Annotated in this window: 24 protein-coding genes and 3 pseudogenes; 13 read left to right on the top strand and 14 right to left on the bottom strand. The window is 69.4% G+C overall.

Annotation, left to right across the window (positions count from 1 at the left end):
* Window positions 1-23 precede the first annotated feature (23 nt).
* The 4 genes from ABZ934_RS30815 to ABZ934_RS30800 are packed head-to-tail and all read left to right on the top strand — an operon-like array spanning window position 24 to window position 3889.
* The gene (locus ABZ934_RS30815; RefSeq protein ID WP_361319390.1) at window positions 24-1022 is read left to right on the top strand and encodes a cupin domain-containing protein; all 999 of its coding nucleotides are present in this window, start codon (window positions 24-26) and stop codon (window positions 1020-1022) included.
* Window positions 1019-2353, top strand: coding sequence for an MFS transporter (locus tag ABZ934_RS30810; protein WP_361319388.1), 1335 nt, complete (start codon window positions 1019-1021; stop codon window positions 2351-2353). Before ABZ934_RS30815 ends, ABZ934_RS30810 begins: the two co-directional genes overlap by 4 nt.
* Window positions 2350-2499 carry a hypothetical protein gene (locus ABZ934_RS30805; RefSeq protein ID WP_361319386.1) on the top strand — a complete coding sequence of 50 codons (150 nt, stop codon included), beginning with the start codon at window positions 2350-2352 and terminating at the stop codon, window positions 2497-2499. Before ABZ934_RS30810 ends, ABZ934_RS30805 begins: the two co-directional genes overlap by 4 nt.
* Before the next feature lie 4 nt (window positions 2500-2503).
* Window positions 2504-3889, top strand: coding sequence for a YcaO-like family protein (locus ABZ934_RS30800; RefSeq protein WP_361319384.1), 1386 nt, complete (start codon window positions 2504-2506; stop codon window positions 3887-3889).
* 384 nt (window positions 3890-4273) lie between these two features.
* On the opposite strand, the gene ABZ934_RS30795 is transcribed toward ABZ934_RS30800, so the two are convergent.
* The 6 genes from ABZ934_RS30795 to ABZ934_RS30770 all read right to left on the bottom strand — a co-directional run bounded on the left by ABZ934_RS30795 (window position 4274) and on the right by ABZ934_RS30770 (window position 10106).
* A complete protein-coding gene (locus ABZ934_RS30795) occupies window positions 4274-5026 on the bottom strand; it encodes a hypothetical protein (protein ID WP_361319382.1) in 753 nt (250 codons plus the stop codon).
* A gap of 275 nt (window positions 5027-5301) precedes the next feature.
* Window positions 5302-6768, bottom strand: a complete 1467-nt coding sequence (locus tag ABZ934_RS30790; protein ID WP_361319380.1) for a pyridine nucleotide-disulfide oxidoreductase — start codon at window positions 6766-6768, stop codon at window positions 5302-5304.
* Window positions 6768-7937 carry an MAB_1171c family putative transporter gene (locus tag ABZ934_RS30785; RefSeq protein WP_361319378.1) on the bottom strand — a complete coding sequence of 390 codons (1170 nt, stop codon included), beginning with the start codon at window positions 7935-7937 and terminating at the stop codon, window positions 6768-6770. The genes ABZ934_RS30790 and ABZ934_RS30785 overlap by 1 nt, the downstream gene beginning before the upstream one ends.
* An 82-nt stretch (window positions 7938-8019) precedes the next feature.
* A complete protein-coding gene (locus tag ABZ934_RS30780; protein ID WP_361319376.1) occupies window positions 8020-8613 on the bottom strand; it encodes a hypothetical protein in 594 nt (197 codons plus the stop codon).
* A gap of 91 nt (window positions 8614-8704) precedes the next feature.
* The gene (locus tag ABZ934_RS30775; protein WP_361319374.1) at window positions 8705-9217 is read right to left on the bottom strand and encodes a hypothetical protein; all 513 of its coding nucleotides are present in this window, start codon (window positions 9215-9217) and stop codon (window positions 8705-8707) included.
* Between the two features lie 79 nt (window positions 9218-9296).
* Window positions 9297-10106, bottom strand: coding sequence for a hypothetical protein (locus ABZ934_RS30770; protein ID WP_361319372.1), 810 nt, complete (start codon window positions 10104-10106; stop codon window positions 9297-9299).
* A 125-nt stretch (window positions 10107-10231) separates the two neighbouring features.
* Between ABZ934_RS30770 and ABZ934_RS30765 the strand changes: the two genes are divergently transcribed.
* The 5 genes and pseudogenes from ABZ934_RS30765 to ABZ934_RS30745 all read left to right on the top strand — a co-directional run bounded on the left by ABZ934_RS30765 (window position 10232) and on the right by ABZ934_RS30745 (window position 12076).
* The gene (locus ABZ934_RS30765; protein ID WP_361319370.1) at window positions 10232-10651 is read left to right on the top strand and encodes a hypothetical protein; all 420 of its coding nucleotides are present in this window, start codon (window positions 10232-10234) and stop codon (window positions 10649-10651) included.
* A 79-nt stretch (window positions 10652-10730) separates the two neighbouring features.
* Window positions 10731-10919 (top strand): annotated as a pseudogene (locus ABZ934_RS30760) (transposase); the annotation flags it as partial.
* Window positions 10920-11026: 107 nt separating this feature from the next.
* Window positions 11027-11157, top strand: a pseudogene (locus ABZ934_RS30755) (transposase); the annotation flags it as partial.
* 9 nt (window positions 11158-11166) lie between these two features.
* A complete protein-coding gene (locus ABZ934_RS30750) occupies window positions 11167-11646 on the top strand; it encodes an IS5 family transposase (RefSeq protein WP_361319404.1) in 480 nt (159 codons plus the stop codon).
* An 88-nt stretch (window positions 11647-11734) separates the two neighbouring features.
* Complete coding sequence (locus ABZ934_RS30745; RefSeq protein WP_361319368.1) at window positions 11735-12076, top strand: hypothetical protein; 342 nt, start codon at window positions 11735-11737, stop codon at window positions 12074-12076.
* A gap of 453 nt (window positions 12077-12529) precedes the next feature.
* Here ABZ934_RS30745 and ABZ934_RS30740 read toward each other — a convergent pair whose 3' ends face one another.
* Together ABZ934_RS30740 and ABZ934_RS30735 are read right to left on the bottom strand one after the other, a co-directional pair.
* Window positions 12530-12748: a hypothetical protein gene (locus ABZ934_RS30740; protein ID WP_361319366.1), complete on the bottom strand. Its 219-nt coding sequence runs from the start codon at window positions 12746-12748 to the stop codon at window positions 12530-12532.
* A gap of 690 nt (window positions 12749-13438) precedes the next feature.
* Window positions 13439-14836, bottom strand: coding sequence for an AMP-binding protein (locus ABZ934_RS30735; RefSeq protein WP_361319402.1), 1398 nt, complete (start codon window positions 14834-14836; stop codon window positions 13439-13441).
* Window positions 14837-14868: 32 nt separating this feature from the next.
* On the opposite strand from ABZ934_RS30735, the gene ABZ934_RS30730 reads away from it, so the two are divergent.
* A complete protein-coding gene (locus tag ABZ934_RS30730) occupies window positions 14869-15348 on the top strand; it encodes a hypothetical protein (protein WP_361319364.1) in 480 nt (159 codons plus the stop codon).
* Window positions 15349-15367: 19 nt separating this feature from the next.
* Here the strand turns inward: ABZ934_RS30730 and ABZ934_RS30725 are convergent, their stop codons facing one another.
* From ABZ934_RS30725 to ABZ934_RS30710, 4 genes are read right to left on the bottom strand one after another with little or no spacing between them, the layout of a single operon-like run.
* Complete coding sequence (locus ABZ934_RS30725; RefSeq protein ID WP_361319362.1) at window positions 15368-15637, bottom strand: phosphopantetheine-binding protein; 270 nt, start codon at window positions 15635-15637, stop codon at window positions 15368-15370.
* A 23-nt stretch (window positions 15638-15660) separates the two neighbouring features.
* Window positions 15661-16935: a type III PLP-dependent enzyme gene (locus ABZ934_RS30720; protein WP_361319360.1), complete on the bottom strand. Its 1275-nt coding sequence runs from the start codon at window positions 16933-16935 to the stop codon at window positions 15661-15663.
* Complete coding sequence (locus ABZ934_RS30715) at window positions 16932-17906, bottom strand: ketoacyl-ACP synthase III family protein (protein WP_361319400.1); 975 nt, start codon at window positions 17904-17906, stop codon at window positions 16932-16934. Before ABZ934_RS30715 ends, ABZ934_RS30720 begins: the two co-directional genes overlap by 4 nt.
* A gap of 59 nt (window positions 17907-17965) precedes the next feature.
* Complete coding sequence (locus ABZ934_RS30710) at window positions 17966-18538, bottom strand: 3-oxoacyl-[acyl-carrier-protein] synthase III C-terminal domain-containing protein (protein ID WP_361319358.1); 573 nt, start codon at window positions 18536-18538, stop codon at window positions 17966-17968.
* A 398-nt stretch (window positions 18539-18936) separates the two neighbouring features.
* Between ABZ934_RS30710 and ABZ934_RS30705 the strand changes: the two genes are divergently transcribed.
* The 3 genes and pseudogenes from ABZ934_RS30705 (at window position 18937) to ABZ934_RS30695 (ending at window position 20898) form a co-directional block, all read left to right on the top strand.
* Window positions 18937-19563 (top strand): DUF6000 family protein, encoded by a 627-nt coding sequence (locus ABZ934_RS30705; protein WP_361319356.1) that lies wholly within the window; start codon window positions 18937-18939, stop codon window positions 19561-19563.
* A 2-nt stretch (window positions 19564-19565) separates the two neighbouring features.
* Window positions 19566-19966, top strand: a pseudogene (locus ABZ934_RS30700) (DUF5958 family protein).
* A 485-nt stretch (window positions 19967-20451) separates the two neighbouring features.
* Window positions 20452-20898, top strand: coding sequence for a hypothetical protein (locus ABZ934_RS30695; protein ID WP_361319354.1), 447 nt, complete (start codon window positions 20452-20454; stop codon window positions 20896-20898).
* 48 nt (window positions 20899-20946) lie between these two features.
* Here the strand turns inward: ABZ934_RS30695 and ABZ934_RS30690 are convergent, their stop codons facing one another.
* Window positions 20947-21576 (bottom strand): TetR/AcrR family transcriptional regulator, encoded by a 630-nt coding sequence (locus ABZ934_RS30690; protein ID WP_240801821.1) that lies wholly within the window; start codon window positions 21574-21576, stop codon window positions 20947-20949.
* 131 nt (window positions 21577-21707) lie between these two features.
* Window positions 21708-25634 (bottom strand): beta-ketoacyl synthase N-terminal-like domain-containing protein, encoded by a 3927-nt coding sequence (locus tag ABZ934_RS30685; protein ID WP_361319352.1) that lies wholly within the window; start codon window positions 25632-25634, stop codon window positions 21708-21710.
* Window positions 25635-25848: the final 214 nt, after the last annotated feature.

Below are 25848 nucleotides of genomic sequence, written 5' to 3'. Positions count from 1 at the left end.
CCCCCGAGGAACCCGGAGCAGCCGTGGAAATTCTCCAGGCGGGCGCACCCGACTGCGCCCCCGCCGACGGGCTCGCCGGCCTGCTGTCCCCGCTCCCCGAGCCGGAGTTCCTCCAGCACCGGCTGGGGTCCCGCCCCGTCGTCGTCCGGGGGCGGGAAGGCCGCTTCCGCGGCCTCTTCGGCTGGCCCCAGCTCAACGAGGTCCTCGCGGCGGCCCGCACCGACGCCTCCCGCATCCACCTCGTGCGGTCCGCCGACGGGGTGCCCCTGGCCTCCTGCGCCGAGCCCGTTCCCCAGCTGTCCCCGCGCGGACGCCCCGCGCGGATCCACCCGGAGCGGCTGCAGGAGGTGCTCGGCGCCGGCACCACCCTCGTCATCGACGGCATCGAGGAACTCCACGCCCCGCTGCGGGCCCTGGCCACCGCCGTCGAGGGATCCGTGCGCTCCCTCGTGCAGGCCAACCTCTACGTGAACCTGGGCGGGGCCGAACAGGGCTTCCACACGCACTGGGACGACCACGACGTGTTCATCCTCCAGGCCGAGGGCGCCAAGCACTGGGACATCCACCCGCCGACCGAGGACCACCCCGTGGGAGTCCTCAGTACCCCGGCCCCGCCGGCCGACGGCTCCGCCGGCTGGTCCGGGGAACTCGCCGACGGCGACGTGCTCTACCTGCCGCGCGGCTGGTGGCACACCGTCAAGGCGGTCGAGGGGCGCCCCTCGCTCCACCTGACCCTCGGCACCCGGCTGCCCTCCGCCGGGGACCTGCTGCGGCGCCTGCTCGTCCACCTGGCCCGCAACCACTCCCTCGTACGCCAAGACCTGCCGAGGTTCGCCACCGCGGACCACGCGCGGGGCTGGTACGAGGGCCTGCGCGAGGTCCTGGCCGCGACCGTCCGCGAGCCCGGCCTCCTGGAGCGGCTGGCCGGACAGGTCGACGACGGAGCACCGGCCCGGCCGGAGTTCAGCCTGCCGTACCTCCCGTACGGCGGGTCGGCCGCCGACCCGGCCGGCAGCCGGTGAGCCGCCCGGCGGGGGCGCGCCTGAGGGCCCCGGCGGCCGTACGCGGGCTGCCGGCGGCGTTCTGGTGGATCTGGCTGAGCATCCTGGTCAACTGGATCGGCGGGTTCGCCGGCCCCATGCTGGCCCTGTCGCTCACCGCCGGGCGAGGCTACTCGGCCTCGTACGCGGGGCTCGTCATGTCCCTCGTCGGACTCGGCGGGATCGCCGGCACGTTCCTGGGCGGAGCGCTCGCCGACCGGATCGGGCGCCGTACGACCATGTTCGCCGCCCACCTCTGGACGGCGGCGAGCATGGCCCTGCTCGGCGTGAGCGGCGAGCCGTGGGCCGTGGCCGCGTCCGCCCTGGCCATGGGGCTCGGCGCCACCGCGGTCCGGCCGGCGATGCAGGCCTCCCTCACCGACCTCGTTCCGCCCGAGGACCGACAGCGGGCCTTCGCCCTGAACTACTGGGCGCTGAACGCGGGCGGCGCGATCGCGGCGGTGCTGGCCGGGCTCATGGTGACCCACGGCTACGCACTGATCTTCCTGGCCGACGGCGCAGCGACGCTGCTCTGCGGGATCCTGGTGCTGGCGAAGGTCCCCGAAACCCGCCCCGCCGCGACGGCACGGTCCGCAGCGCCCGCCGGGCCGAAGCACGGGCCTCCGGCGGTGCCTCCGTCCGGGCCGGTCCACCGCGACGGCTCCTTCATGCTCTTCGTCCTGATGACCGCCCTCTTCGCCGTGGTCTTCAAACAGGGGTCCTCCACCCTCCCCGTCGTCATGACCCGCGAGGGCCACTCCCCCGAGGTCTACAGTCTGGTCAGCGCCGCGAACGGGCTGATGGTCGTCGCCCTGCAGATCCCCCTGACCCGGCTGGTGAGCGGACGCTCGCGCCCCATGGTCCTGCTCGCCGCCGGCCTGCTCCTCGGCTGGGGCTTCGGCCTGACGATGCTCGCGGACAGCGTCGCGGCCTTCACCTGCACGGTCCTCATCTGGACCCTCGGCGAAATCCTGCAGGCACCCGCCGGCATCGCCGTCACGGCCGACCGCGCCCCCGCCGACCGGCGCGGCCGCTACCAGGGAATGTACGGCGGCGCCTGGTCGACCGCCGCGTTCGTGGCCCCCGCGGGCGGGGGTTGGGTCCTCGACCAGTGGGGCGCCACCACACTGTGGACCCTGTGCGCGGTCCTCGCCACCACGGCCGGCGTCGGCTGCGCACTGGTCACCGCCCGCGACAAAGACTTCCGTACGGGCCGCCCGAGCCCCGTACGGGACGGGAGCGGCACACCGCCGCTCCCATCCGCCTCCTCCGGACCCGGACGAGGAACCCCAACCGAAGGGAACGCGTCATGAACCTCATGAACGAGCAGTTCATCGTCGACAACTGCGTCGCCGCCTACGTCGACACCGAGGAGTTCGTCGTCAACAACTGCGTGGCCGCCTACGTCGACGCCGAGGAGTTCGTCGTCGTCGACAACTGTGTCGCCGCGTACGTGTGAGCCGATGACACCCACCCGTACGCAGGAGCCCGGCCCGGACGGCGACCGCTGTCCGGCGCCGGGCTCCGGCCCGCACCCGGCCGTGGTCACCCGTACGCGGGTCCTCACCGGCCCCGCCGGTACCCCGCCCGCCCTCCACCTGGCCGTCAGTGACCTCGCCGACCCCGGCCCGGACCGCCCGTGGCAGGCCGACAGGCAGGCGTTCGGCACCTCCTGGACCGGCCCCGAACAGGCCCGCCGCTCCGCCGAGGGCGAAGCCGTCGAACGGTTCTGCCTCTCCGTACCGCCCGCCCCGGAGCGGGTCCGCTACGCGAGCCACGCGGAGCTGACCCGCCGGGGCGTCCCCGCGCTGGACCCCCGCCGGCTCGTCCTGTACTCGCCCCGCCAGTACGCGACCCCCGGCTTCCCGTTCCGCCCCTTCCTGCCGGATTCCCCCGCCCACTGGATCGAAGGCCGCTTCGCCGACCGCGACGAGCCCGTCCACGTGCCCGCCTTCCTCGTGTACACGGCCTGGCGGCGGATGCCGCACGAAGGGCCGGAGCCGCTGTACGCCTTCCCCGCCCTGGGCGGCACCGCCGCGGGGCCCACCCCCGGACACGCGCTGCGCGCCGGGCTGGAGGAGGTGGTCGAACGCGACGCGGCCGCCGTGTGGTGGGCCCACGCCCGGCCGCTCGCGGCCCTGGAGCCGACCGCGTACCTGCGCGACCTGATCGGTGGCGCCTCCCGCGGCTTCGACGTCCGCCTGACGTACCTGGAGAACGAATTCGGCGCCCCGGTACTCGCCGCCGGAGTGCGCAGCCGCGAAGAGGGCTGGCTGACGTACGGGTTCGCCGTGCGCTCCGACCCGGTCGAGGCCGCGGCCAAGGCCCTGGCCGAGGCGTACACCCTGCAGCTGACCTGCCGCACCCTGGACAACTGCGCGGTGGCCGTCCGGACCCCGGGCCGGCCTTCCCCGCTCAAACCCTGGCGCGCCGACCGCCGCTACCTCGACTCCTACCGGGACGACGCGTCGGACGTCGTCGAGCAGTTGTGCCAGCAGCAGCTGTATCTGGACCGCAGGGCAGCCGACCGGGTCGCGCCGTGGACCTGGGACCTCCCGCCCGGCCGCTGGAGCGACGTACCGCGCCTCGACGCGGCCGGCGGCGGCCTGCTCGACCGGGTCCGTGCGCGCGGGTACGAGGTCATCACCGTGGACATCACCGCCCCCGAGGCCGCGGCCGTGGGCATGCACGCCGTGCGCACCGTCGTCCCGGGCACGGTGGGCGCCGCCCCGGCCGCCTACCCCGCCCTGGGCGCCCACCGCCTCAGGCGAGCCGGCACCCACCTCGGCTGGACTGCCTCGGACCTCCCCGAAACCGCCGTCAACACCTTCCCGATGCCCCACTCCTGAACTGCCGTGAAGGCATGCATTCCATAGAACTGGAGAACCATGCAATCAAGCCATGTGTCCTGAACAGGGAGAGTTGAACTGTGCAGGTGTCGCCGTGTGACGGTAGGCGGGCTCGTAGTTGCGCGAGGGTGCGGGCCGGTGCTCCGGGTTGCGGAGCGACGACGATGCGGTGCAGGTCCAGGAGGCGGTGGCCGTCCCGGAACCGGTTGGGAAGGTCGGTGCGGCTGACGTTCAGGAGTTGGGCCAGAAGTGTGCTGGTGACGGCTCCGCGGCGGCGTAACAGGGCGGTCAGCAGACGGTGGTAGTGGTCGAGGCTGCTGGTCCGCGGGTGAAGGTAGCTGCGTGGGCGGTGGAAGCGTCGGCGTGACCTCTCGGCCGTCTTTGTCAGTGGGCCCGCTCACCGCTCCCGGGCCCTCCTTGATCACAAAACTGAGGCCGGCCGGCAGGGGCCTGAGGCCCTTGGCCCTCAGTTGGCGGAGGCTGTGACCGCTGGCCCTTCCACCACCTGAGTGACGGCGCCCCGCCACCGCCCGCCGGATTCTTGACCAGCAGCGCGATGTACGCAAGGTCGAAGACGGAGCACAGTATCCCCAGCCCGAGGACGAGCGGGGAATACTCCACGACCCCGAAGAGGAAGGCCGCGGCGAGCGTGCCGATCCACTTGGCGACCGCGATGACGAGGGACTGGCCGAGCGGGCCACGTCGGCTCGCGTAGAGGGCGATGAAGAGAGCGGACATCAGCAGGTTTTGCAGGAACGCCGAGTAGTGGCCCCCGTCTTGCGGACCGAACTCGGCGATGAAAAGCCACTGCACGACGAAGGCGCTCGCGAAGACGAGCCCGCTCCACACGGCGAACAGCGGTCGGGTGACGAAGTCGGGCAACTCGGCGCGCCCGTAGCGCAGGTACGTGTACACAATGACGACGTCGGCGACGGCCCACACCATGTTCATGACGACCTGGGCCGTGTCCGCAGATCCGGTGAACCCCTGGACGGAGTAAGTCGCTTCCCACGCGAAGTTCAGCGCGAGGGCCCCGACGGGTATCGCGTACGTTCGGTCCCGCAGCCCCACCCGTATCGCCTGGACGTACACGACCGTCCATGCCAGCCCGCCGACCAGGGCCAAAATCTGCTCCACGCCGTTCCCCACCGTTCGTCTGTCCGAGCGCCCGTACCCTAAGCCATCGCACCGGGCGCCTGTCATGTTCGCGGTGGCTTTCGCCATTGTCGGCCGACGACCGCACCCGGCCGCCGTCCTCGCGCCGACCCTTGCCCGACCGTCCTCTAGGCCGATGTCGTCCACAAGTCGGACCTGTCGCTTGACCACTGGGCTACGTGGCCACGGTGAAGAACATTCTTGTGGTTCGACCATTCGCCTCCCCCGCCCGCTCGCCGTGGACCCATCTGGTGGCTTCACATGCGCGGCGTAGTTCTGCTGGGTGGCTGCGAGGGAGACCCCTCCCGTTCCGGTAGAAGGCCCCTCTCACGGTCGGTGAGTATCGGGCCTTCAAGGGCACGCATCTGCGGCCCCAGCAATGCCGCCCACAGGACCGTCGGGTGAGCAAGCCGCGCGGCGGTCTTCTCCATCGACATGACGTCGGTGAGTGCTGTGGTGACGGTGAGGCTGCCGCAGGCTGTGAGGATCAACCGGCGGATGTACGCGTTCGTCATCCTGTCGACGAGGTGGGGGGCCTTGCTGCGGGAGCCGGGGTACCAGATGTCGCTTCCGGTCGCGAGGAGCCAGGCTGCGTCCGCGACGCGGGATATGGCGCGCTGGGCGCGCTGGGTCGCTCGGCGATCGACGGGGCTGCCGGTCTTTGCAAGGGTGTTGCCCAGGGTGAGCGCGCCGAGGGCTGCGGCGGTCATGCCGTGCCCGTAGACGGGGTTGAAGGCGGCGAGGGCGTCTCCGAGAGCGAGGAAGCCGGCCGGTAGCTTGGCCTTCTCGAAGTGGTGGCGGAAGTTGCTGGTGCTGTGTGTGATGTGCACGTCGGTGACGGGTACGGCGTCTGCGAGGAAGTCGGCGATCAGAGGGTGGCGCAGGCCACGGGCGAAGTCCTCGAAAGTGGCGTTGTCGTTGGTGGGTCGACCGTCGCGGGTGCCGGAGAGGCTGACGCGCCAGCGGCCTCCTTCCATGGGGAAGATCGTGCCGGCCTGTCCGGGGCCGCCGGCCGCGGGGTCGGCCTGGACGTTGATGATCGGGAAGTTGCGTTCGGCGCCTGGCGGCACCTGGTAGTCCCTGGAGGCGTAGGTCAGGCCGGAGTCGACTTCGCTGGTCTCGATCTCGGCGACCCCGAGGGCAGCGAGCCACTGCGGGGTTCGTGTGGCGCGGCCGGTCGTGTCGATGACCAGGTCGGCGTCGATGGTCTGGTGCGTGCCGCCTGCGGTTCGGATCTTCACGCCGGTGACGCGCTGGGCGCTGCCGGTCAGGGCCAGGGGTTCGGCCCCGTCGAGGATGAGGAGCTTTCCCTGGTGCCGGGGGACGGCCGTGAGCGCCTGGCGGACGTCGAAGTCGAGTCGGTCGCGACTGCACCCGATGACGAAGTGGCTCGGGGGCCATTTGGTCCAGCGCCGGTACCAGCCCCGGGGGGAGAGCCCGACCATGTTTTGGGGCACCGGAATGGTGTGCGCGCCGGCAGCCGCCCAGCGGTTCGTGATGCCCGGGAGCAGCGCCTCGATGGCCTGGGCGCCGCCGGACCACAGCATGTGGCCGTGGCGGCCCTGGGGCAGCCCGCGGCGCGGTGCCGGCTCGGCCGGGAGGATGTCGCGCTCGACGATGACGACGTGGTCCATGTGGTCGACGAGAGCGGCCGCGGCCAGCATGCCGGCGAGACTCCCGCCCAGGACGACGGCGGTGGTGGCGGTGACGGGGCTGGGGGTCATCAGGAGCTGCTCTCTGGCATCGCCGCCCGGCGCAGGGCGTCGTCGATCAGGGGTGAGTGGACATTCGCTACGGCCCAGATGAGGTCCTCGGTGACGCGGCCGGGGCCGGGGGTGGCGCGGGGCTCCGCGCAGCGAGCTGCGCAGGCGTCGGCGGCCGCGACCACCATGTGCGCGGCGGCGACGGCCTTGGCCTGCTGGGGGCTTCGACCTGCGCGGATCGCGTCGTCGTACGCCTGGCGTTGGACCCTCGGGTCCAAGTCGGGGCTGATGTGCAGAATGCCGTCGTCGATGAAGCTCTCGCGGACGGTGAGGCGCAGGGACGGCGCGGCCCACCGGTTACTGAGGACGTAGTGCGAGGGCGTGGCCGCGCGCACCATCTCCCGCCACAGCGGCTCCAGTCGCCGGTATCGGCTCAGGACTTGCCACTGATCTCCGATGCGATGGCCCACAGGGGGGATCACGAAGCCCGCGCCCACCAATACCGCGCTTGCGCCGGCCACCATCGGTGCGAGGTCCGTGCTGAGCCATTCCCAGGGCTTTCCGGTCCACACGCCGAAGATCGCCACGAACTTCAGGACGTCGTAGGCCAGGTTGGTCACAAAGCCGATGGCCAGGAGTACCAGTCCCCACCGCAGGGCCCCGTGGACCTCCCGGCCCCAGCGGACACAGAGCACGGTCATCAGGACCGACGCGACAGTGTGCGTGAGCAGGTACAGCAGGATCATCTCGCGTACGAAGGGCGTGGTCGCATAGTAGGTGTCGAAGTCCCGAAGACGCTCGACAGGGGCGTCCGAGAGCGCGAACAGAATCCAGGTGGCGACGATGGCCGCGCCGAACGAGACCATGCACACACGTGTGGCTCGGCGCGTGGTGCCCTCCTCGCCGCCGCGCCAGTGGATGACGAGCAGAATGCAGCTTCCACTGAACGCGGTGAGGATGCAGAACACGAGCGGGGCGGCCACGTTGGGGACGTCGGTGATCGCGTTGACGGCGGCGGCCGTCGGAGGCGCTGCCGAGAGCAGGACCATCGAGCCCACGAAGAGCAGGGCACAGACGGCCCGCAGCAGTCGGTCGTGCCAGTCGCGACGCAGTGCCCAGAGCCTGGATATCGCGGCGAGGAGCAAAAGGGAGGGAGCCGAGTAGTAGGTGAGTGCGGCCGTCGTGCTCATGCCGATGTTCTTCCGGTCGCGGCCGTGCTGGGATTCCTCGGTATGCGATCGGGGACGGCGGCAGTGTCAGGTATGGGGGTCATCAATGGCTGCTCTCTGGGGCGGGGGCCTGTCGGGGAAATGGCGGCGTCGACAGGGCGCGGAGGAGACGTGCAGCGACGCCGGTGAGCTTCACGCAGACGAACAGCCAGTTGAGGGTGAAGCCGGCCAGGAGGACGACAAGGCCGGCCCTCAGCCGGCCGCGTACCTCGCTGGCCCGTTTCCGGCACATGGTGCAGAGGATCGCCGCGGCGACCATGTGGCCCACGAGGTAGAGCGCGATCATCTTTCGGACGTACGGCGTGTTCGCGTAGTAGGTGTCGAAGTCGCGAAGGCGCTCGACGGGGGCGTCACCGAGCGCGAAGAGAATGATCAGAGTGGCGATGACGGCGGCGTATCCGGCCACGTAGGTGCGGATGGAGCGCCGCTCGGCGACGGCACCGCCGCGCCAGGTGATGATCAGCACGATGCTCGCGCAGGAGAAGACGGTCACGGCCGCGTAGTCCACCGGTGTCGCGACGTTCTGGATGCCCGCCAAGCGGTTGACGGCCTCGACCGTCGGGGGTGCGGCGAAGACGAAGCTTGCGGCCCCGGCGAGGATCAGCGAGGAGACGGCGAGGACCATCGGGTCCCGCAACCACGCGACAGATTCGGGAGCTTGACCACGAACGCCGGCGCGAGCGCTGCGGCGGGTATGTAGTAGTCGGTGCCGCTCATCAGAGTGGCAATCAAAATCGACGTCCGAGGGTCGCATTGATTCGATGACCGACCTGTCCCATCTCGCCCCGGGAGGGATCCCCATCGGCGAATCGCCCGAAAGCCCGCTTGAAGCGGTGACCGCACTTCTCCGCTTCGCGCTCTTCGGCTTCCGCGAAGTCGGTCCTCGCGGCGGTCCGAATCGGCTCGGAGTCCCCCAGGACGTGCGCGAGGAAGTCGGCTGCTGACGGGCTTCCGTGTTGGCCGCAGTCCCCGGCCAGGAGATGCCCGAGCTCATGCCCGAAAATGACCATCTGGTGGGAGAACCTCGTGTTCGCCTCAATGGCGATCACGTCCGACGTCTCCAGGTCCAGCCAGAGACCGCTGGCCCCGAGTTCACGGGGGAACGGAACCAGCATGATGCTGCACGGCCGGCCCCGTAACCCTGAGAGCTCCTCCTCGACCATCTTGAAGAAGTCTTCCGGGTCTGCCGGGACAGACAGCTCGGCCAGTCGCCCTTCCAGCTGTTTGATGAACGCCTTCATTTGCCGATCGGCACGCACTTTTCGGTTCCCGCCCTGGTCGCCTGCGTAGGTCTGCCGGCCCTCGGCAGCCCCCGCTCCGCTACGTCTGCTCGCCCCGCTGTCTGGCCCTGGCGCGCTTTACGAGCATGGACATGAAGTCGAGGGTCAAGTCTTTCTGAGCCTCGGTCAGATCGTCGAAGTCCGGCGCAGAGGGGTCCTTGCGCCACCGCGCGGAGACCAGAACGGGCGCCTCCTCCGGGGGAGGATTCGCTTCGGCCTTGGCTTTGGCTTCACGTTCCAGAGCGCTCAGGATCGGCTTCAAGACCTCGTGAAGTGCGTCCTCGGGGGACCGGCTGAGGTACCCCTCGGGCACCCCGAAGAAGGCGCAGATCTTGTCCGCGGTGAGAAGCGCCGGCATCAGTACCTGGTCCGGGGCTTTCTGTGCGAAAAGCTTGTGCAGCGTCTGGCGTTTCAGGCCCGTTCCGGTGGCGATCTCCTCGAAGGGAAGCAGGTCGCCGACCCGTTCCCGGACGGACTCGATCAGGTACGCGAGGGCCTCGGGGGCCAGTCGGTCGGAGGCGGCGATCTCGTCGAGATCGGCGAAGTTGTGCCGCTGCCAGGGAGACCCCTTGCGCCTGCTGGCCCTCAGCCTCTGCAGCCGGTCGCGTACACGCAACTTGCGCACCTGGTCGTCACGCGCCTCTTCGGGTACCGCGTCGATCCAGTCCTGCGGGAACTCGGCGATCGGGCGGCCGGCGAGCAGGTCCTGGATGTGCTCTTCGGAGACTCCAGTGCTCAGCGACAGCTTCCAAACATCGATGAACTCACTGACCTGCCTACCGAGTTGCTCGGCCAGTTGACCGATGCGGGCGACGGTGTCGACTGGTTGCGCAACATAGCCGTCTCTCACAACGGAACTCCTGGCTGCAGGTGATCGGACGGCTCGACTCTAGCGCTGTGAGGTGGCGCCCCCACAAGGGATGTCACCGATGATTTACGCGACCGCACCATCTGTTGACGACGGGGTGATCGTCGGTGCAGTATCACCACCATCACGGTAAGTGGCGAAAGCCCATCGCCGTGTCCCTGCTGCGTGCGGTCCGATGGAGCGGCCCCGCCGGAAATGTCGAGAAGTCGTACGAGCTTCCGCCGCAGGCCGTCATGGCGTGGCGGGAGCAGGACGAAGCCCTAGTGCTGGTGGTGGAAGCACTCAACGGCGCACCTTTCACTCCGTCTGACAACGCGGTGGTCTACGAGGCCGACGGCACAGAGCGTTTCCGGCTGCACCCGCCGCGAGGCCTGCTGCCGAACCCAGACGACGTGCACGGTTTCTACGATGCCTTCCCGCAGGACGGGAGGCCGCTTCTGATCATAGTCACGCGCAACGCAGGGGATTTCCACGGCCGCATCGACTTGGAGTCCGCCGAGATCGTAGACACCAACACCTGGCGATGAGCCGGAGGAAGCCGTGGCGAACGACTGGCACCGTATGCGTGATCGCAGTCTGGATACCGGCGATACGGCTCTGGGCCCAGTCGAACGGCTACCTCTGCCCGGCAGGGTTGGCGCAGACACCCGATGACCTCTGCGCAGGACCGCCCCACCCCGGCAGCCCCACATGATGGGCCGCCTGCCCCGGCATGGCGGCGAGTTCGTCTTCGGCCAGGAAGAGACCTGGGGCACTCCGGACACCCAGACCGTCACCGAAACCCGCCTCTACGGCGCCGAGCACGCTCCTAGGCCGTGTTTTAGATCGGGGTTCCGTTCCACGTCTCGCGCCGTGATGATCACGGTGTGGGGCGTGGGGATCTTTCTGACGAGCAGTGGTCGATGTTGGAGTCGTTGTTGCCTGCGGCGGGTGTGGGCCGTAGGTCGCGGAACCGGCGGCGGTTGATCAACGGTGTGCGGTGGCGGGTGCGGACCGGTGTGCGTGGCGGGATCTGCCGTGTGAGTACGGGCCCTGGCAGACCGTGTACGGGCTCTTTCGCCGCTGGCAGCGCGAGGGTGTGTGGGCCCGGATCCTGACCTTGTCGCAGGCGAGGGCGGATGCGGCCGGACTGATCACGTGGGAGGCGAACGTCGACTCCACGGTCTGCCGGGCCCATCAGCACGCGGCTGGTGCCCGCCGGGACGGGGCCGGGCAGAAGGAACCGCCCGGCGGCGTGGGCAGTGAGCCGGACGATCACGGGCTGGGCCGTTCGCGGGGCGGGTTCACCACGAAGATCCATCTGGCCTGCGAGCAGGGGCAGAAGCCGTTGTCGTTGCTGGTCACGGCCGGTCGACGGGGTGACAGCCCGCAGTTCGAGCCGGTCCTCGAAGCGATCCGCGTGCCCAAGGTGGGCGGTGGGAGTCCCAGGAGCAAGCCGCTGCGGGTGCGTGGTGACAAGGCGTACTCCTCGCGCGCCAACCGTGCTTACCTGCGCAGACGCGGGATCCGCTGCACCATATGACAAGCTCGCCTGCCGATTCGAGGCCACCATGCAAATCGCCGCGATTCACCAGTGGCTGTGAGCCAGCGGCCCGGCCACACGGCCTGCCATGCTGACCACGGCATTCGACATCGCACGCAACCGGGGAGGGCCTGTGGCCGCCGAGTACTACTGCGCCGACAGCGAGAACGGCGACCACGTCGACAACCCGTCGCAGGAAGCCCTGTTCATGCTGATCAACGACCTCAACGACACGGACAACACCTTCGTCGTCATCCAGCCCGACCAAGACGAACCCGTCTGGTTCGCCTCCGTCGCCGTCCTGGACAACGGCGGATACGAGATCGTCCGCCGCGACACCACCCGCCACGAACACGATGTCGTCGTCGAAACCAGCACCGACCACATCGCGGGCGACCTCACCAAATGGCTGGCCGCCCGCGCCTCCTAAAACACGCCCTAGTACTGCAAGCAGCGTACCCAGAGGTAGAGGGCCGCGAGGGCCGTGGTCACGATCGTGACGATGAGGCCGTTTGGTGCACTGCCGCAAGGCGACGGGTCGGCGGTTGCGTTCGGCGATTCCGAGGACGACCACGTTGGCGCAGGCGCCGATGGTGCTGGCGGTGCCGCAGCGACATCACCGGACGCCGAGTCGGGGTAGCCGACGGCGCCCGGGGTGGCGAGGGTGCCGGAAACCCGAAGAGACGGGTACCACCCCGGAGAGGGCAGTGGGGGCACCGGTCGGCCCCTCCTGAGGAATCGGGACGAGCACGGGCGCCCCGGTCCGCGCTTGGAGACGGCGGCCCGGGGGCACACCACGCAGGCGTGCCGCAGGCCCTCGCCGGCGCGGCGCGGTAGTCCTTCAACCGGCGCCTACCTGCGGAACAGCGCCCAGGGAGTCGCCTTAGTTGCCGATACCCGCGCTGCCGACTCCGGCGTTGCCGATTCCAGCGCTACCGATCCCGGAGTTGGCGATGCCGGCGTTGCCCACACCCCAGTTGCCGATACCGGCATTGCCTACGCCGGAGTTACCGATACCGGAATTGCCGACACCCCCGTCGGCGCTTGCCACGGCGGCGCCGCCGAGGGTCATGAATGCGGCGGCACCGACGACAGCCGCCATGCGGAGAAGATGAACACGCATCACTACATACCTCCTGTTTTCCGACGATTTCTTACATCTCTAACATGCTGATCCCTCAAAGGCCGGACACAATCAACCGCACACACCCAAGTGGCTCACGGCAGGCGTCCGTGGGAGTCGCTGAACCGGCCGGCGGCCGTCGGCACGTGCCGTGGTCCCGTAGGACCGGGCCACCCGCTCAGCCGGCCCTGGGAGAAACCCGCCACCTCCGACCGGCTCACCCCGGCCCGGGTCCGCCGGGGGGTCAGCAACATCCGCGCTCACCGGGCCTGGTCTGACGGCTGACGCCGTCGAGGCATTTTGGCGGTCGCTCCTGCCCTGCTGGCAGTGGAGGCACGCGGTACACCAGATCGGCTCGCCCGGGCGCTCCTGTCCGAGCATCGTCTCGCTGCTGGAGGTCGCCGCCGCTCAACCACGCCAACGGGCGGTTCAAGGTTCGCCGACGCAGTCCCTTCGCCGTGATCGGCGGGGTCGAGAACGCCGAAGAGGCTGTGGCCCTCGTGCTCGGCCTGGAGCGGGGGCTGCGGGACGGGAAGCCGGCGTGGACTTCCACCGTCCCTCCGGACAGGCGCCTCCGAGCAGAACACCGCCGGCGGCGACGAAGTCGCCGCCGGCGGAATCTCACGCCGTAGCCCTCATGACCCAGCCGTACAGTCAGCGCCCGGAGTCTCAGCGCACGGTGGTGGACGAGCGGGCCCGGTCTTCGAGGAGGGCCGCCAGTGCTTTGCGATCCACCTTCCCATTGCGGCTCAGGGGAAGGGTCTCAAGGACCACGCAGCGGCGTGGAATCTTGTACTCCTCGATCTGCTCCTGCATCCGTTCGAGGACGGCCTGGGGTTCCAGGTCGGTGACCACGGCAAGCAGCGCCGCCTTCTTCCCGGACGGCGGGAGGACGGCGGCGGAGACGACCTCCGGGATCCGGTGAGCCGCGGCCTCCACCTCGGTGGCACTGACCCGGAAACCTCGCTCCTTGTAGAGGTCGTCGCGACGACCGGAGAAGTACAGGTAGCCGTCTTCGTCCAGCCGGCCGTAGTCGCCGGTCCGCAGTTCGGGGAAGAGACCGTCGCGGAGCGGGAACTTCTGCTGGTTTAGTTCGGGACGCCGCCAGTAGCCGGCCATGACGTTCGGACCGCGGACCGTGATCTCGCCGATCTCACCGGCCGGCAGTCTGTTGCCCTCTTCGTCGACGGTGAAGACCTCGGTGCCGGGCAGCGGCAGGCCGCATGATCCGGGCCGGAGCAGGTCACCGTCCGGGGGCATGATGGTGGCGCGTTTGCACTCGGTCAGTCCGAACATCACCTGCCCCTTCAGCTCCGGGATCTCCGCGCGCAGGGCGTTGAGCGTCTCGGTGGACAGGGCCGCACCGGTGTTGGTGACGAGGCGCAGGGCGGGTCGCCGCGAGGCACGCTTGAGCAGCCAGGCCAGTGATTCGGCGACCGAGGGTACGGCCGGCAGTACGGTCGCGCGGCTCTCCAGGAGGTTGCGCAGCAGCGCCGGCCCGGCTTCGGCGGCACTGCCCAGCACGATGTGGGATCCGCTGAGCGCGCCGAGGAACAGTTGGTAGAGCCCGTAGTCGAAGGACAGGGGCAGCGGACAGTAGACGACGTCGTCGGCGCGGTAGTCCAGGACTTGCTGGATGGCCTGGGCGGCGAAAACGGCCTGTTGGTGCGTGCTCACCACGGCCTTGGGTGCCGAGGTCGTGCCCGAGGTGTAGATCAGGGACAGCGGGTCGACGGCGAGGGGTGCGGGCAGCATCTGTGCTGAGTGCGCCGGTGTGGCCGGGACGGGGAACGCCCGTGCCTGTACCTGGGGTGCGGTGACTGCGTTGATGCCCAGGGCGCGGACGGTGTCCAGCACGGACGCGCCGTCGGCCACGACCAGGGTGGGTTCACAGTCGCCGAGGACATGCTCCAGCGGTGCTCCGACGACCTGCTCGTGGAGCACCGTGTAGACGGCGCCGACGCGCGAGGCCGCGAAGACGAGTGCGGGCACCAGTGGGCTGGGCGGCAGAGAGATGACGAGCCGTCGTCCCCGGGAAACACCCTCGGAGTGGAGCCATGCGGCCAGCCGCAGACTCGCGTCCCGTAGTTCTGCAAACCTTGGCCGCCCTCGAATACGAGCAGCGCGCCGGAGTCCACCAGGTCGCCGGAGTCCACCAGGGGGTGCGGAGTGGGCAGAGTGGTCTGCTCCAGCACCGCGAGCACCGCGCGCTCGGACCGGCCCCCGCGCTGGTAGGCGGAGATGATCCGCAGCGCGGTGAACGGAGCGGCCAACCCCTGTTCGCTGATGCTGAAGCTCTGCGCACCTCCTCCGAGCAGCATGTTGAGGTGCGAGGCGACCGCGGTGAAGGGGTGCACGTCGGGCAGCGCGTGGGTGACGATGACCAGGTCGGCGGCGACGTCGATGTCCTCGCCGCCCACCAGCCGGTCGACGAGGTCCTTGTGGAACACATTGCGGCCGTCGCGCAGCAACTGCTCGTCCACGGTCGAGCCGAACGGCTCGACCAGATCGCGATAGAAGCCGAGGATGGCCTGGTCCTCATGGAAGGCACGGCCGTCCGGCGCCCGTACGACGGATGATGCGGCTACGGTCGTCATGTCATTCACCCGCGTCCTGCGGCTCGGGGCTGATCCGGCGCAGGTACTCGGTGAGGGTGCCGATGGACTGGAAGTCGTCCATGTCGAGGTTCTCGGGATCGATGACGATCTTCATGCTGTCCTCCAGCTCCATCAGCATCTCCATCACGGAGGTGGAGTCCAGGTGCAAGTCCTCGAAGAGACGGACGTCCTCGGTCAGACCGGTGACCTCGCGCTCCAGTACTTCGCCGAGCGCGGTCTCGACCTGCGCCACGATCGTGCTGTTGTCCATGGTCGTGCTCCTTGTGGGGGTGATCAGAAAGCGATGAGTCGTTGCTTGCCGAGGAGGTCCTCGACGGTGTCCCGGCTCCGCACCAGGCGAGCCCTGCCGTCGTGGACCATGACCTCTGCGGGGAACCCGTGGCTCAGGAAGAGCCCCGGGGAGGCGGAGGGGCCGTACGCGCCGGAGAGTTCGACGCCGATGAGGTCGCCGGCGGTGACGGGAGGGAGCGCCACCCGCTTGCCGATCACATCGTTGGGCGTGCACAGCGGGCCGGTGACCGTGTAGGTGCCGACGGGCTCCTCGGCGTACCGGGTCAGCGAGCGGATGGGGAAGTTGCGCTTGACGAAGCTGCCGACCCCCACCGCGGCCATGTGGTGGTTGGTGCCGCCGTCTGCGACGACGAACTGTTCGCCCATCGACTCCTTCACGAACAGCGCCCGGGTGACGTACGTGCCGCACGGAGCGGTGAGATAGCGGCCGAGCTCGTTGATGAGGCGGCACTCGGGGTGCCGGTCGAGGAACTCCGTGACGGCCTCGTTGATCCCCTCGGTCAGTGAGGGGAGGTCCAGCTCGGTCTCGTTGTCGAAGTACGGAACGCCGAAGCCCCCGCCGAAGTCGACGGTCCTGAGCTCGATACCGGTCTCCTCGGACAACGACTCGGCCATCGCCAGGATCTGCCGGGTGTTGTGGACCAGGTCTTCGTGGTTGAGGAAGCGGGTGCCCATGTAGGCGTGCACGCCCATGACGTGCACCCGGCGCAGCCCCTTCAGCAACCGCTGCGCCGCCCGCACCTCCGCCTCGTCGATGCCGAACTGACGGGGCTTGCCACCCATGGCCAGCCCGGATCCCTTGGTGCGGAAGCCGGGATTGATGCGCAGCATCACCGGCAGCCGCTCGCGCCCGGACGCGACGGCCAGGTCGTCGAGTGCTTCGAGTTCCTCCAGCGACTCGCAGACGACGGCGTGGAGATCGGCGGCCACGCACGCTTCCAGTTCGGCGCGGGTCTTGCCCGGCCCGAGGAAGATCGTGTCCCGCGGGGCGATCCCGGCGCGACGGGCCGTTTCCAGCTCGGCCAGCGAGGAGACCTCGGCTCCCGCCCCGAGGGTGCCCAGGAAACCGATGACGCTGATGTTGGGATTGGCCTTGAGGGACAGGAAGATGTCGACTCCGGGGTGCATGCGGGTGCGCAGCCCTTGGTAGACGTCCCGCAGCACGTCGGTGTCGTAGAGGTACAGCGGCGTGCCGAACTCCGCGGCGATCTCGGAGACGGGCAGAGCCTGTACCCGGAACTCGTCGGCGTTGGTCATGCCGTGCCCCCGGTCGGGTCGGTGTGCTGATGGGTGATCACCATGGCGGCGAAGGTGGCGCCGAGACCGACCGTGGCGAACAGGTAGTTGCGCCCTGCTGTCAGGCGGCCGGCGTCGCGCAGCGTGGTGTAGTTGCGAAACACGTCCGAGGCGAAGCAGTGGCTGTAGCGCTCGACGTTGTCGAGGAAGACCTGGGAGCGGTCGATGCCCAGTTCGCCGATGGTCTGGCGCCAGGACTGGAGGTTGACGTTGTGCGGGATGATCAGGTCGATATCGGGGAGGGTCATCCCCGCCTGAGCCACCGCTTCCCGTACGACCTCGGCGAGCACCGGCGCGTAGAACTTGCTGACCTCCAGCGACTTCTCCTCGTCGAGGAGCATGGCCGCCGAGAACTCACCCAGGGTACGGGTGGCGTACGAGCGCACCCGGTCTCCGCCGCCGTCGAGCGTCACGAGGCAGGCCGCTCCGGCGTCGCCCATGATGGCGACGTCGGGGATGAGCTGGATCTGAGGCGAGAACGCCTGTTCGCCGGTGATCACCAGGGCGTGGTCGCCCGGTCGGCCCTCCGCCCTGAGCAGTTCCGCGGCGGTGTCCACCGCGGCCATACCGCTGGCACAGTTCTGCTGACTGAGGGCGAATGCCTCGGCATCGGCCAGCCCGAGGCGGTCCTTGATCTCCTGGGCGGGGCTGATGTGCGCCGGCGCCACCGCCTGGGTGGTGTGCGCGTAGACGATGTACCTGATCCGTTCCCGCACCAGCGGGTCGGCCGTGATGCGTCGCGCCGCCGGCAGCACTACGTCGAACAGGTCGAGTTCCTGGTCGAAGCGGATCTCCTTGAGCCCGTGGACGCGTTCGAAGAGCCGGAGCTTGGTCCGGCGCAGGCCGAGCCTGTCGGCCAGCTGGCTGATGGGCACGATCCGCTCAGGTGTGAAGGACTCCACGGCCTCCAGTGTCGTGACGGGCGCCGTCATCGTACTCTCCAGGTTCGTCGGGCAGGTGGGCAGGCTGGTCCGGCTCCGCTCGGTGGCTGTCACCTCGCACCTCCCCGGTGGGTCAAGGCAAGGGCAGTGAATGTCGCTCCGGCACCGACCCCGGCCATCAGGTAGTGCCGGCCGGCGACGAGGCGTCCCGCGGCGCGGAGCGTCGCGTAGTTGACGAACGGGTCGGCGGCGAAGCAGTGGCTGTAGCGTGCGATGTTCTCCAGGAACACACGGTCCGCCGGGATGCCCAGCTCGCCGATGGTGTTGCGCCAGGCCAGCATGTTGACGTTGTGCGGGATGACCAGGTCGATGTCCTCCAGGGCGAGTCCGGCCTCCCGCACCGCCCTGCGGATCACGTCGGCGAGCACCGGCGCGTATGCCTTGCCGTACAGCGCCGCTTCCTCCGGGGGCAGCGAGATCAGGCGCGCGTATTCCCCCAAGGTGTGGCTGACGTGGGAAAGGACGGGGTCGCCCGAACCTGCCGCAGCGATCAGGCACGCCGCGGCGCCCTCTCCCATGAGGGCCGTGTTCGGCACCTTCTGGATCAGCGGCGAGTACGGCTTGTCACCGATGACGAGCAGAGCCCGGTCGGCCGGGTCGCCGTCGGCCAGGAGCCGGGCCACTACCTCGACGGCCCCGAGCCCACTGGCGCAGTTCTGCTGACTGAGGGCGAATGCCTCCGCGTCAGCGAGCCCGAGTGCGTCGCGCAGCGCGGTGGCCGCGTCGAAGCCGGCGGGCGCGATGGGCCTTGGCCGTCACAGGCGTGCGTGGCCGGCCGGCCACGGCGCGGGCTGCCGGGCTTCGGGTCTGCGCCCGGCCGGCCCTCCTGGGGCGGCGTAGAGGGTCGGGACGGTGCGAGGCTGGATTGAGAGCCGTTCGTGAGGGGATACGTCGATGCGCCCTATTTCGTCCGGTGCGATCAGTTTTGGTCTGGTGACTTCTCTGAACCAGTAATTGCGGTCCGTTGAGGCAGTCGGCAAACGTGTGGCGCATGCGTACCGTCCCGCGCCAGGATGCGGCTATGCGTCATGTCCAGAGTGATCCCGAGTTGCAGGATCTGGTTCGGCGGTTCGTCACGCCTGATCGCCGATACCTTCGGTTGGGCGGGGGCCTTCTGCGGCTGGATCCGATCGAGCGTTCTGCGTTCGTGCGGGATCTGGCTCAGGCTGCCTACGAGATCACTCCCGCAGAGCTGGGCATCCTCTTCGAGGGTGGCTGGCGCGAGCGCAAGACTGCCGCCTGGCTAGTTGCTGTGGCCCACAGGACCGAGTTCCGCGACCTCATAGGCCGGCTCCTACTGGCCAGCGAGGGGCCGTACGCGGGCGCGGCATACTGCGTCGCCCTTGCGAAGTTCGGCACTGCAGCGGATGCCGAACTACTCAGCGCCTACCTTGATCACCACTTGTCGCGTCCCGACCTCGACTACGACCAGGCAGTCGTCCTTGGGGCGCTCCTGTACCTCGATGAGATTCTGGGCTTCGAGTACACGACACGGTTCCTTGCCCCGGACGGTCCCTGGGACCGATGGCTCGAAGTCCGGGCCGTGGCGGCCCTCGAACCGCAGTACTGCCGGCGGGCCGTGAAGCATCTCTGCGCTTTCGTCGATGAGACCGCTGAGGCCTTCGTCTCGCTGGACTGCGGGAGCTGATCATGACCGAGCGAGACATCATCCTCGACGAACTCGCCCAAGGCCTGCGCCCGATGTCACAGGGCATCGAGTGGTTCGACACCCGCGGCCCGGAGGAGCAGGCCGAAGTGCTCCTGTTCCTGCGCCATCACTGCGTGCAGGCCCGCGCCGTCACCGAAACGGACCGGAGCGTATCCGGCGTGCCGGGCTGCGCCCGACGTACACGCCTGCGGTTCTGATCACCCGCGGCTCGATCGACCAGCAACTGGGGAAGATCGCCGGCCTCACTCCTGTCGATGAACGCCGCAAGGCGTTCCGGCTGCTGGTCGCGGTACTCGCGGTCGCGGACGAACGGCGCCGCGAACGCTTCTGCTCCGGCGGATGCGGTCACTGGTGGCACAACCTGCCCGTCCCCGGCGGGTGATGACGTGCCGGCACAGCGCATCCAACGCGGCCCCGTCGTCCGCGTCCGCAGTGGTGATGCGCGCCGACTCCTCGTCGATCCCTGGCCCACCTCGTACCCCGATCGATCGAGGACCTTGCTCTGCTGGCCAAGAACGGGCTTGGACACCTCCAACGCCACCCCGAGGTAGCAAACAGCCGGGCCGGTGGCCGGCGGTGCCTCACCTTCCTCCAGCTGTCGGTATGACGAGGTCTACGACGTGGCGGGCGCCGCGACGGAGGCCGGACTGGATTCCCCACGGGCGGCCGGACGGCTGGGGTTGCCTGCGGCTACCGGACGGCTGGGAACTCGACTGGCGCGCGGCGAAGGGCCACCCTTGGAAGATGGACGAACTCCAGCGCCTTCGAGCCCTAGCCCGGTCCCGAGACAGACGCACATAGGCGTCCGAACCAGTCGCCTGTCCCCGGCCCATCCATCCGGTACGCGACGAGACGGAGACCCTAAATATGTCCTCCCTCATCCGCGCTCAGACCCGGATCGGGCAGCACACCCTCTTGGCTTCCCCCGACGTCGACCGCCTCAACACCGAACTGGAGGGCAGGGCGGCCACCGTGATCCCCGGGTTCACTGTCACCGTGACGGGCGTCCAGTTCGATGTCAGCGACCAGGCGAACTACAGCGACCACGAAAGCGACGCTGTCGCGATGCTGGCAACCGCTGTAGTCCCCAGCGCTGACAATGGCCGCACATGCCTCGGGTGCTCTGACGGAGCACCGTTTGAAGCCCTGTCGGGCTCTCAGGCTGCAGATGCCTCAAGCCTTGCAGACGCACTGGGGTGGCACGCCCGGTTCCCGGAGACGGCGCAACTGCTGGGCGGCTGGTTCTCCCACGACATCGTCGAAGGATTCCCCGACACCAAGCCGCGATTCTGTCGGCCGGCGTATACCTGCTGAGCACAACTCGAAGGAGCCGGCAAACGCCGCAGCATGATTGAGCGATGCTTATCCGCGCTGCGTGTAGGAGAGGACTCCGGTCAGAGTGATCCGCAGGAGGGCTCGCAGTTCTGCGCGCAGCGGGGCTTTGCCCTCAGCCGTCTGGGTCCAACGGTAGAGGAGCCCCAGGTAGGCGTCGCGGAGCAGGTTTCCGGCCACCACAGGGTCCACGTCGGAGGCCACCTCGCCGCGGACCTGGGCCGCCGAGATCACCTGGGTGAACACGTATCCGGCATAGTGCGGCTCCTCCAGGAGCGGCTGGCCCGACTTCACCCATGCCGTGAGCATCACCCGGGTGAGGTCCTCCTCCGCCTCGTTGAAGGCGGCCAGCGTAGCCATGCACCGCTCCAGTTGCACGGTTACGTGGTCCTCCAGAACCAGCGACGCGCCCATCTCACTTTCCAGCTTCTTCCGGCGGTGCTCGGCCCACGTCGTGACGAGGTCCTCCTTGCGCTGAAAGTGGTTGAAGAAGGTGCCTCGGGCCACATCCGCGCGCTCGGTGATGTGGTCGATGGTCGTCCGTTCATACCCCTGCTCGGCGAACAGCTGGAGAGCCGCCGTGTACAGGTTCTCGTGCACGCGCCGCCTGCTGCGCTCGCGCCTGCCCGGTGGTTGTACGGGTGTGGGCTCGACGGTCATGGGTTCTCCTCCTGCGGCCCGAAAGGGCGTGTTACTTGGTCCCGCTGACGGGTGGCGAGCTCCCCCGGCCGCGTGGGCGGCAAGCCGCGCCCACCCAGTTCCTGCACCATAGTTCATCTATGCATTGCAGTTCAACGTAGTCGGGTCGCTGCCCCCGCAAGGGCCGCCACACTCTCACCGCCGAGCAGCCGCCCCACGGTGACCTCCAGGCCGAATTCGACCTGGAGGATACGCCGCAGCTGCAGGGCCATGAGGGAATCCAGGCCCAAGTCGACCAGCGACCTCCTCCGGTCCAGCCGCTCGGCACTGCTGCCCAGCACTTCCGCGATCCGGGCGTAGACATCCTGTCCCGCGCCGGCAGTAGGCGGCGCGGCGCCCGGAACCGGTGAGGCCGGCCCATCATCCCTCGCCGCCGCTCCCATTCGGGCGTCCTCCGGTGTGATCGCCCCCCCGACCGCTTCCCAGCGCACCAGAGCGATGCCCCGGAACTCTGCCAGTACGCGGCCGTCGGGCCCGCTGAGCACGACGTCACCGCGCGCCCCCTCACCTCCCGGAACCGGCGAGAAGGTTGCCGTACTCCAGAACTCCCCGGCGGGATCCGCCTCGAAGAACACGCTCTCGAACGAGGCGGGAAAGTACACCCTGGCTCGATCCTCGGGGACTCCGTACTGCGGCCAGGACGCCAGCATGGTCAGCAGCCCTGCCTCCAAGGCAGCCCCACCGGCTCCTGAGCCGCGCCCCCCGGTGTGAAGGCGCGCAACTGCCTCCCCCTCCCGGCACCACAACTGCCGCACCATGCGCAGTGCCGGCGAAACGGTGAATCCGCGCCCCTCCGCCCGCCGGTAGAACTCGGTGGCCGGCACGTATTCGCCACACCGCGTCAGCGCACTGTCCAGGTCAGCGCCACCAGGCCGGCCTCCAGGGCGGGCGATGCCGGTCACGCACCGGACGTTGCCGTCCCGACGGTCCACCCCGTGCTCCTCAGCCTCACCCCAACCTTCACCCGCGGCCGGGTTCGGGTTCACATCGACGGAGAAGCGGTACCCGGCCCCGCCCCCCTCCGGCTCCAGTGCGATGCGCACCTCGGCGCGTTCGCTGTGGGGTTCGCCCACCGCCGGGAGCGACACGGCACCTCGCATCCGGACGTGCTCCAGGCTCACCCGTCCGTCGCCGGCGAGGTCGCGCACGGCCTCGGCCACCGCCCCGAGGTACAGCACCGGGGGCACCACAGTGCGCCCTGCCACGGACACCCCTTCCCCGTAAGCCGCCGACCCGAGCCGGGACAGCCGGATCCGCCGGTCGTAATCGCTCGGCGCCTTGACGGCGACTTCGGTTGCCGCAGGTGCCCCAGGCCCTGTGCGGGCCCGCAATTCCTCGGTGTCCCACGCGTACAGCGGCAGCGGCACCCGGTTGACACCTGCGGGGAGCACGCCGTACCAACGCCGCCAGTCGACCCGGGCTCCCAGCGAGAAGGCACGACCCAGAGCGCGCGCGATCGCCGTCGGCTCGCTGCGCCGTCTGGCGAGGCTCGTCACCACCGACACCGGAAGGCCCGCCGCTTCCTGGCAGTCCGTCAGCGCTTCGGAGAGCAAAGGGTGCGGGCTGACTTCGATGAACACGACCTCACCGGACTTGGACACCTGCTGAACGGACTCCGCGAACCGCACTGGCAGCCGAAGGTTGTCCATCCAGTAGGTCCCGTCCAGCCCGGCGTCCCGAACGCGGGCGCACCGTACGGTCGAGAACAGCTCGATGTCCGGGATGGTGGGCCGCAGCTCGTACAACCGGGCCGGGAGCTCCTCGCGCAGCTCGTCCATCGCCGGGGAATGGGAGGCGACGTCCACCTTGACCGGACGGCTGAACATGCCCGACTCCTCCAGGAGCCTGCCGATCTCCGCGAGGGCGGCGACATCACCCGCCAGCACGGTCGCGCGGGGGGAATTCTCCACCGCCACGCACACCCGGTCCCCGTATGCCGCCGCGATTTCCCGTGCCCGATCGGCGGAGAGTTCGGTGGCGAGCATGGCGCCCCGGCCGGAGAGCCGCTGCATCAGGGTGCTGCGGCGGCAGATCACCCGCGCCGCGTCACGAACGGAGAGCGCCCCGGCCACGCAGGCGGCGGCCACCTCTCCCATGCTGTGGCCCAGGCACAGGTCCGGTTCCACGCCCATGGCACGCCAGTGTGCGGCCAGAGCCACCTCCACCGCCCACAGTGCGGGTTGTGCCACCTCTACGGCTTCCGGTATCTCACCGCCGTCGCGCAGCAGCTCCACCACTGACCAGCCGAGTTCGTCCTTCACCGCCTCATCGCACTCCTCGATCGCCGACCGGAATGCCGTCGAAGATCCCATCAACTCCCTGCCCATGCCAGCCCATTGAGACCCTTGGCCGGGGAAGACGAAGGCCACCCGGCGGGGGCCTGCGAATCCCGCTTCGTGGATGCCCCCGTCGGGTGTCGGCTCGTCCGCGGCCAGATCGCGCAGTGTCCGGGCCAGCTCGTCGTGCGTGGCGCCGACCGCCCACAGGCGGAAGGGGTGCGTATCCCGGCCGGCCGCAGCGGCCCGGCACAGGTCGCGCAGCGGATAGGGCCGGCCGTCACCGCCTGGTTCGAAGTGGGCGGCGTACCGGAGAGCCAGGCGGCGCAGGGATCCAGGCGAACGTGCGGTGAGCACGAGCAGCTCCGCCCCGTCCGGCGTCCGTACGACGGAGGGCTCCGCCTCCGTGTGTGGGTCGCCCACCCCATCCTGCGGCACCGCAGCCACGTACTCGCCGATCACCACATGGGCGTTTGTGCCGGAGAGCCCGAAGGAACTGACGCCCAGCACGGCTCGCTCGCCCCGGGGCTCCAGCGGAGCGGTGCCGCGCACCACCTCCACCGGGAATCCGTCGTCGGCCAGGAGGGGGTGCGGCGTGGTCACGTGGAGGGAAGCCGGCACGGTACGGTGACGCGCGATCAGCGTGGCCTTGATGAGGCCGGCGATCCCGGCGGCGGCCTCGGTGTGCCCGATGTTGCTCTTCACGGAGCCGGTCAGCACCGGCCGTCCGGCTACCGCCGGATCTTCCTCGCGCAGCGCCGCGGCCAGAGCGCTCAGTTCCACGGTGTCGCCCACCGTGGTGCCGGTGCCATGCGCCTCGACGTAATCCAGCTGCGCCCCGGTGATCCCGGCGTTGCGCCACGCGGCTCTGAGCATCTCGACCTGCCCGGAGACTGCGGGCTGAAGCAGTAGTCCGCTGCCGCGGCCGTCATTGGTGACTGCACTGCCCAGCAGGAGCGCGTGGACGGCGTCGCCGTCCGCGACCGCGTCGGACAGGCGTTTGAGCAGGACGGCACCCACGCCCTCGCTGCGTACGAACCCGTCGGCGGAGTCGTCCCCGAACTTGCAGCGGCCGTCGGGCGAGAGCATCTCTCCCTGCGAGTACGCGATGGCGTCGCGCGGGGTGAGGATGACGTTGACCCCGGCCGCGACCGCGAGCTCGCACTCGCCGGCCATCAGGCTCTGGCGGGCCATGTGCACGGCCACGAGCGACGAAGAGCATGCCGTGTCCAGGGTCAGGCTCGGTCCGCGCAGGTCAAGGGCATGACTGAGCCGCCCCGAGGTGACGGCGCGCAGTCCGCTGCCCGCGAGCGCACGGATGTCACCGGAGCCGGTCGAGCCCAGCGTGTCCGCGTACTCGGCGGTGGCCTGACCGACGAAGACACCGGTCGCGCTACCGGCCAGTGACGAAGGCGGGATGCGGGCGTCCTCCAGGGCCTCCCACACCACGTGGAGCAGAAGCCGTTGCTGCGGGTCCATGGTGAGGGCCTCGCGCGGCGATATGCCGAAGAAGCCCGCGTCAAAAGAGAACAGGTCGTCGAGGAAGCCACCGTGCCGCGATCTCAGTCGGCCGGGTGCGGGGTCCTCACCCGCGTACAGCGCCTCGGCGTCGAACCTGTCCCCGGGGACAGCGGTAACCGCGTCGCCGCCGCGTTCGAGCAGGCGCCAGAACGCGTCGATCCCTGCCGCGCCGGGGAAGCGGCAACCCATGCCAACGATTGCGATCGCGCCAACTGTGTCCACTGCGAGCCCTTCCTGACGAGTGAGCAGTTCAAAAATACACGCAGCACCAATGTTGTTCTCCAGTCCACCCGTGAAGGTGGCGTTAAAGCTTGACTGCGGACCGCACACACGGCGATCTCCGGCGCCCCGCGCCGTAACGCCTTGTTCACATGCGAGTTGGACAGCGATCCCGTTCTGGTCCGGGCACGCCGTTCGCAGACCGTCGATGTGAATC

Origin of the sequence: Streptomyces sp. NPDC046557 (assembly GCF_040645975.1) — a bacterium.
Classification (GTDB): domain Bacteria; phylum Actinomycetota; class Actinomycetes; order Streptomycetales; family Streptomycetaceae; genus Streptomyces.
The sequence above is the reverse complement of the archived record's forward strand: the minus strand, read 5'-3'. Positions and strand labels throughout refer to the sequence as shown.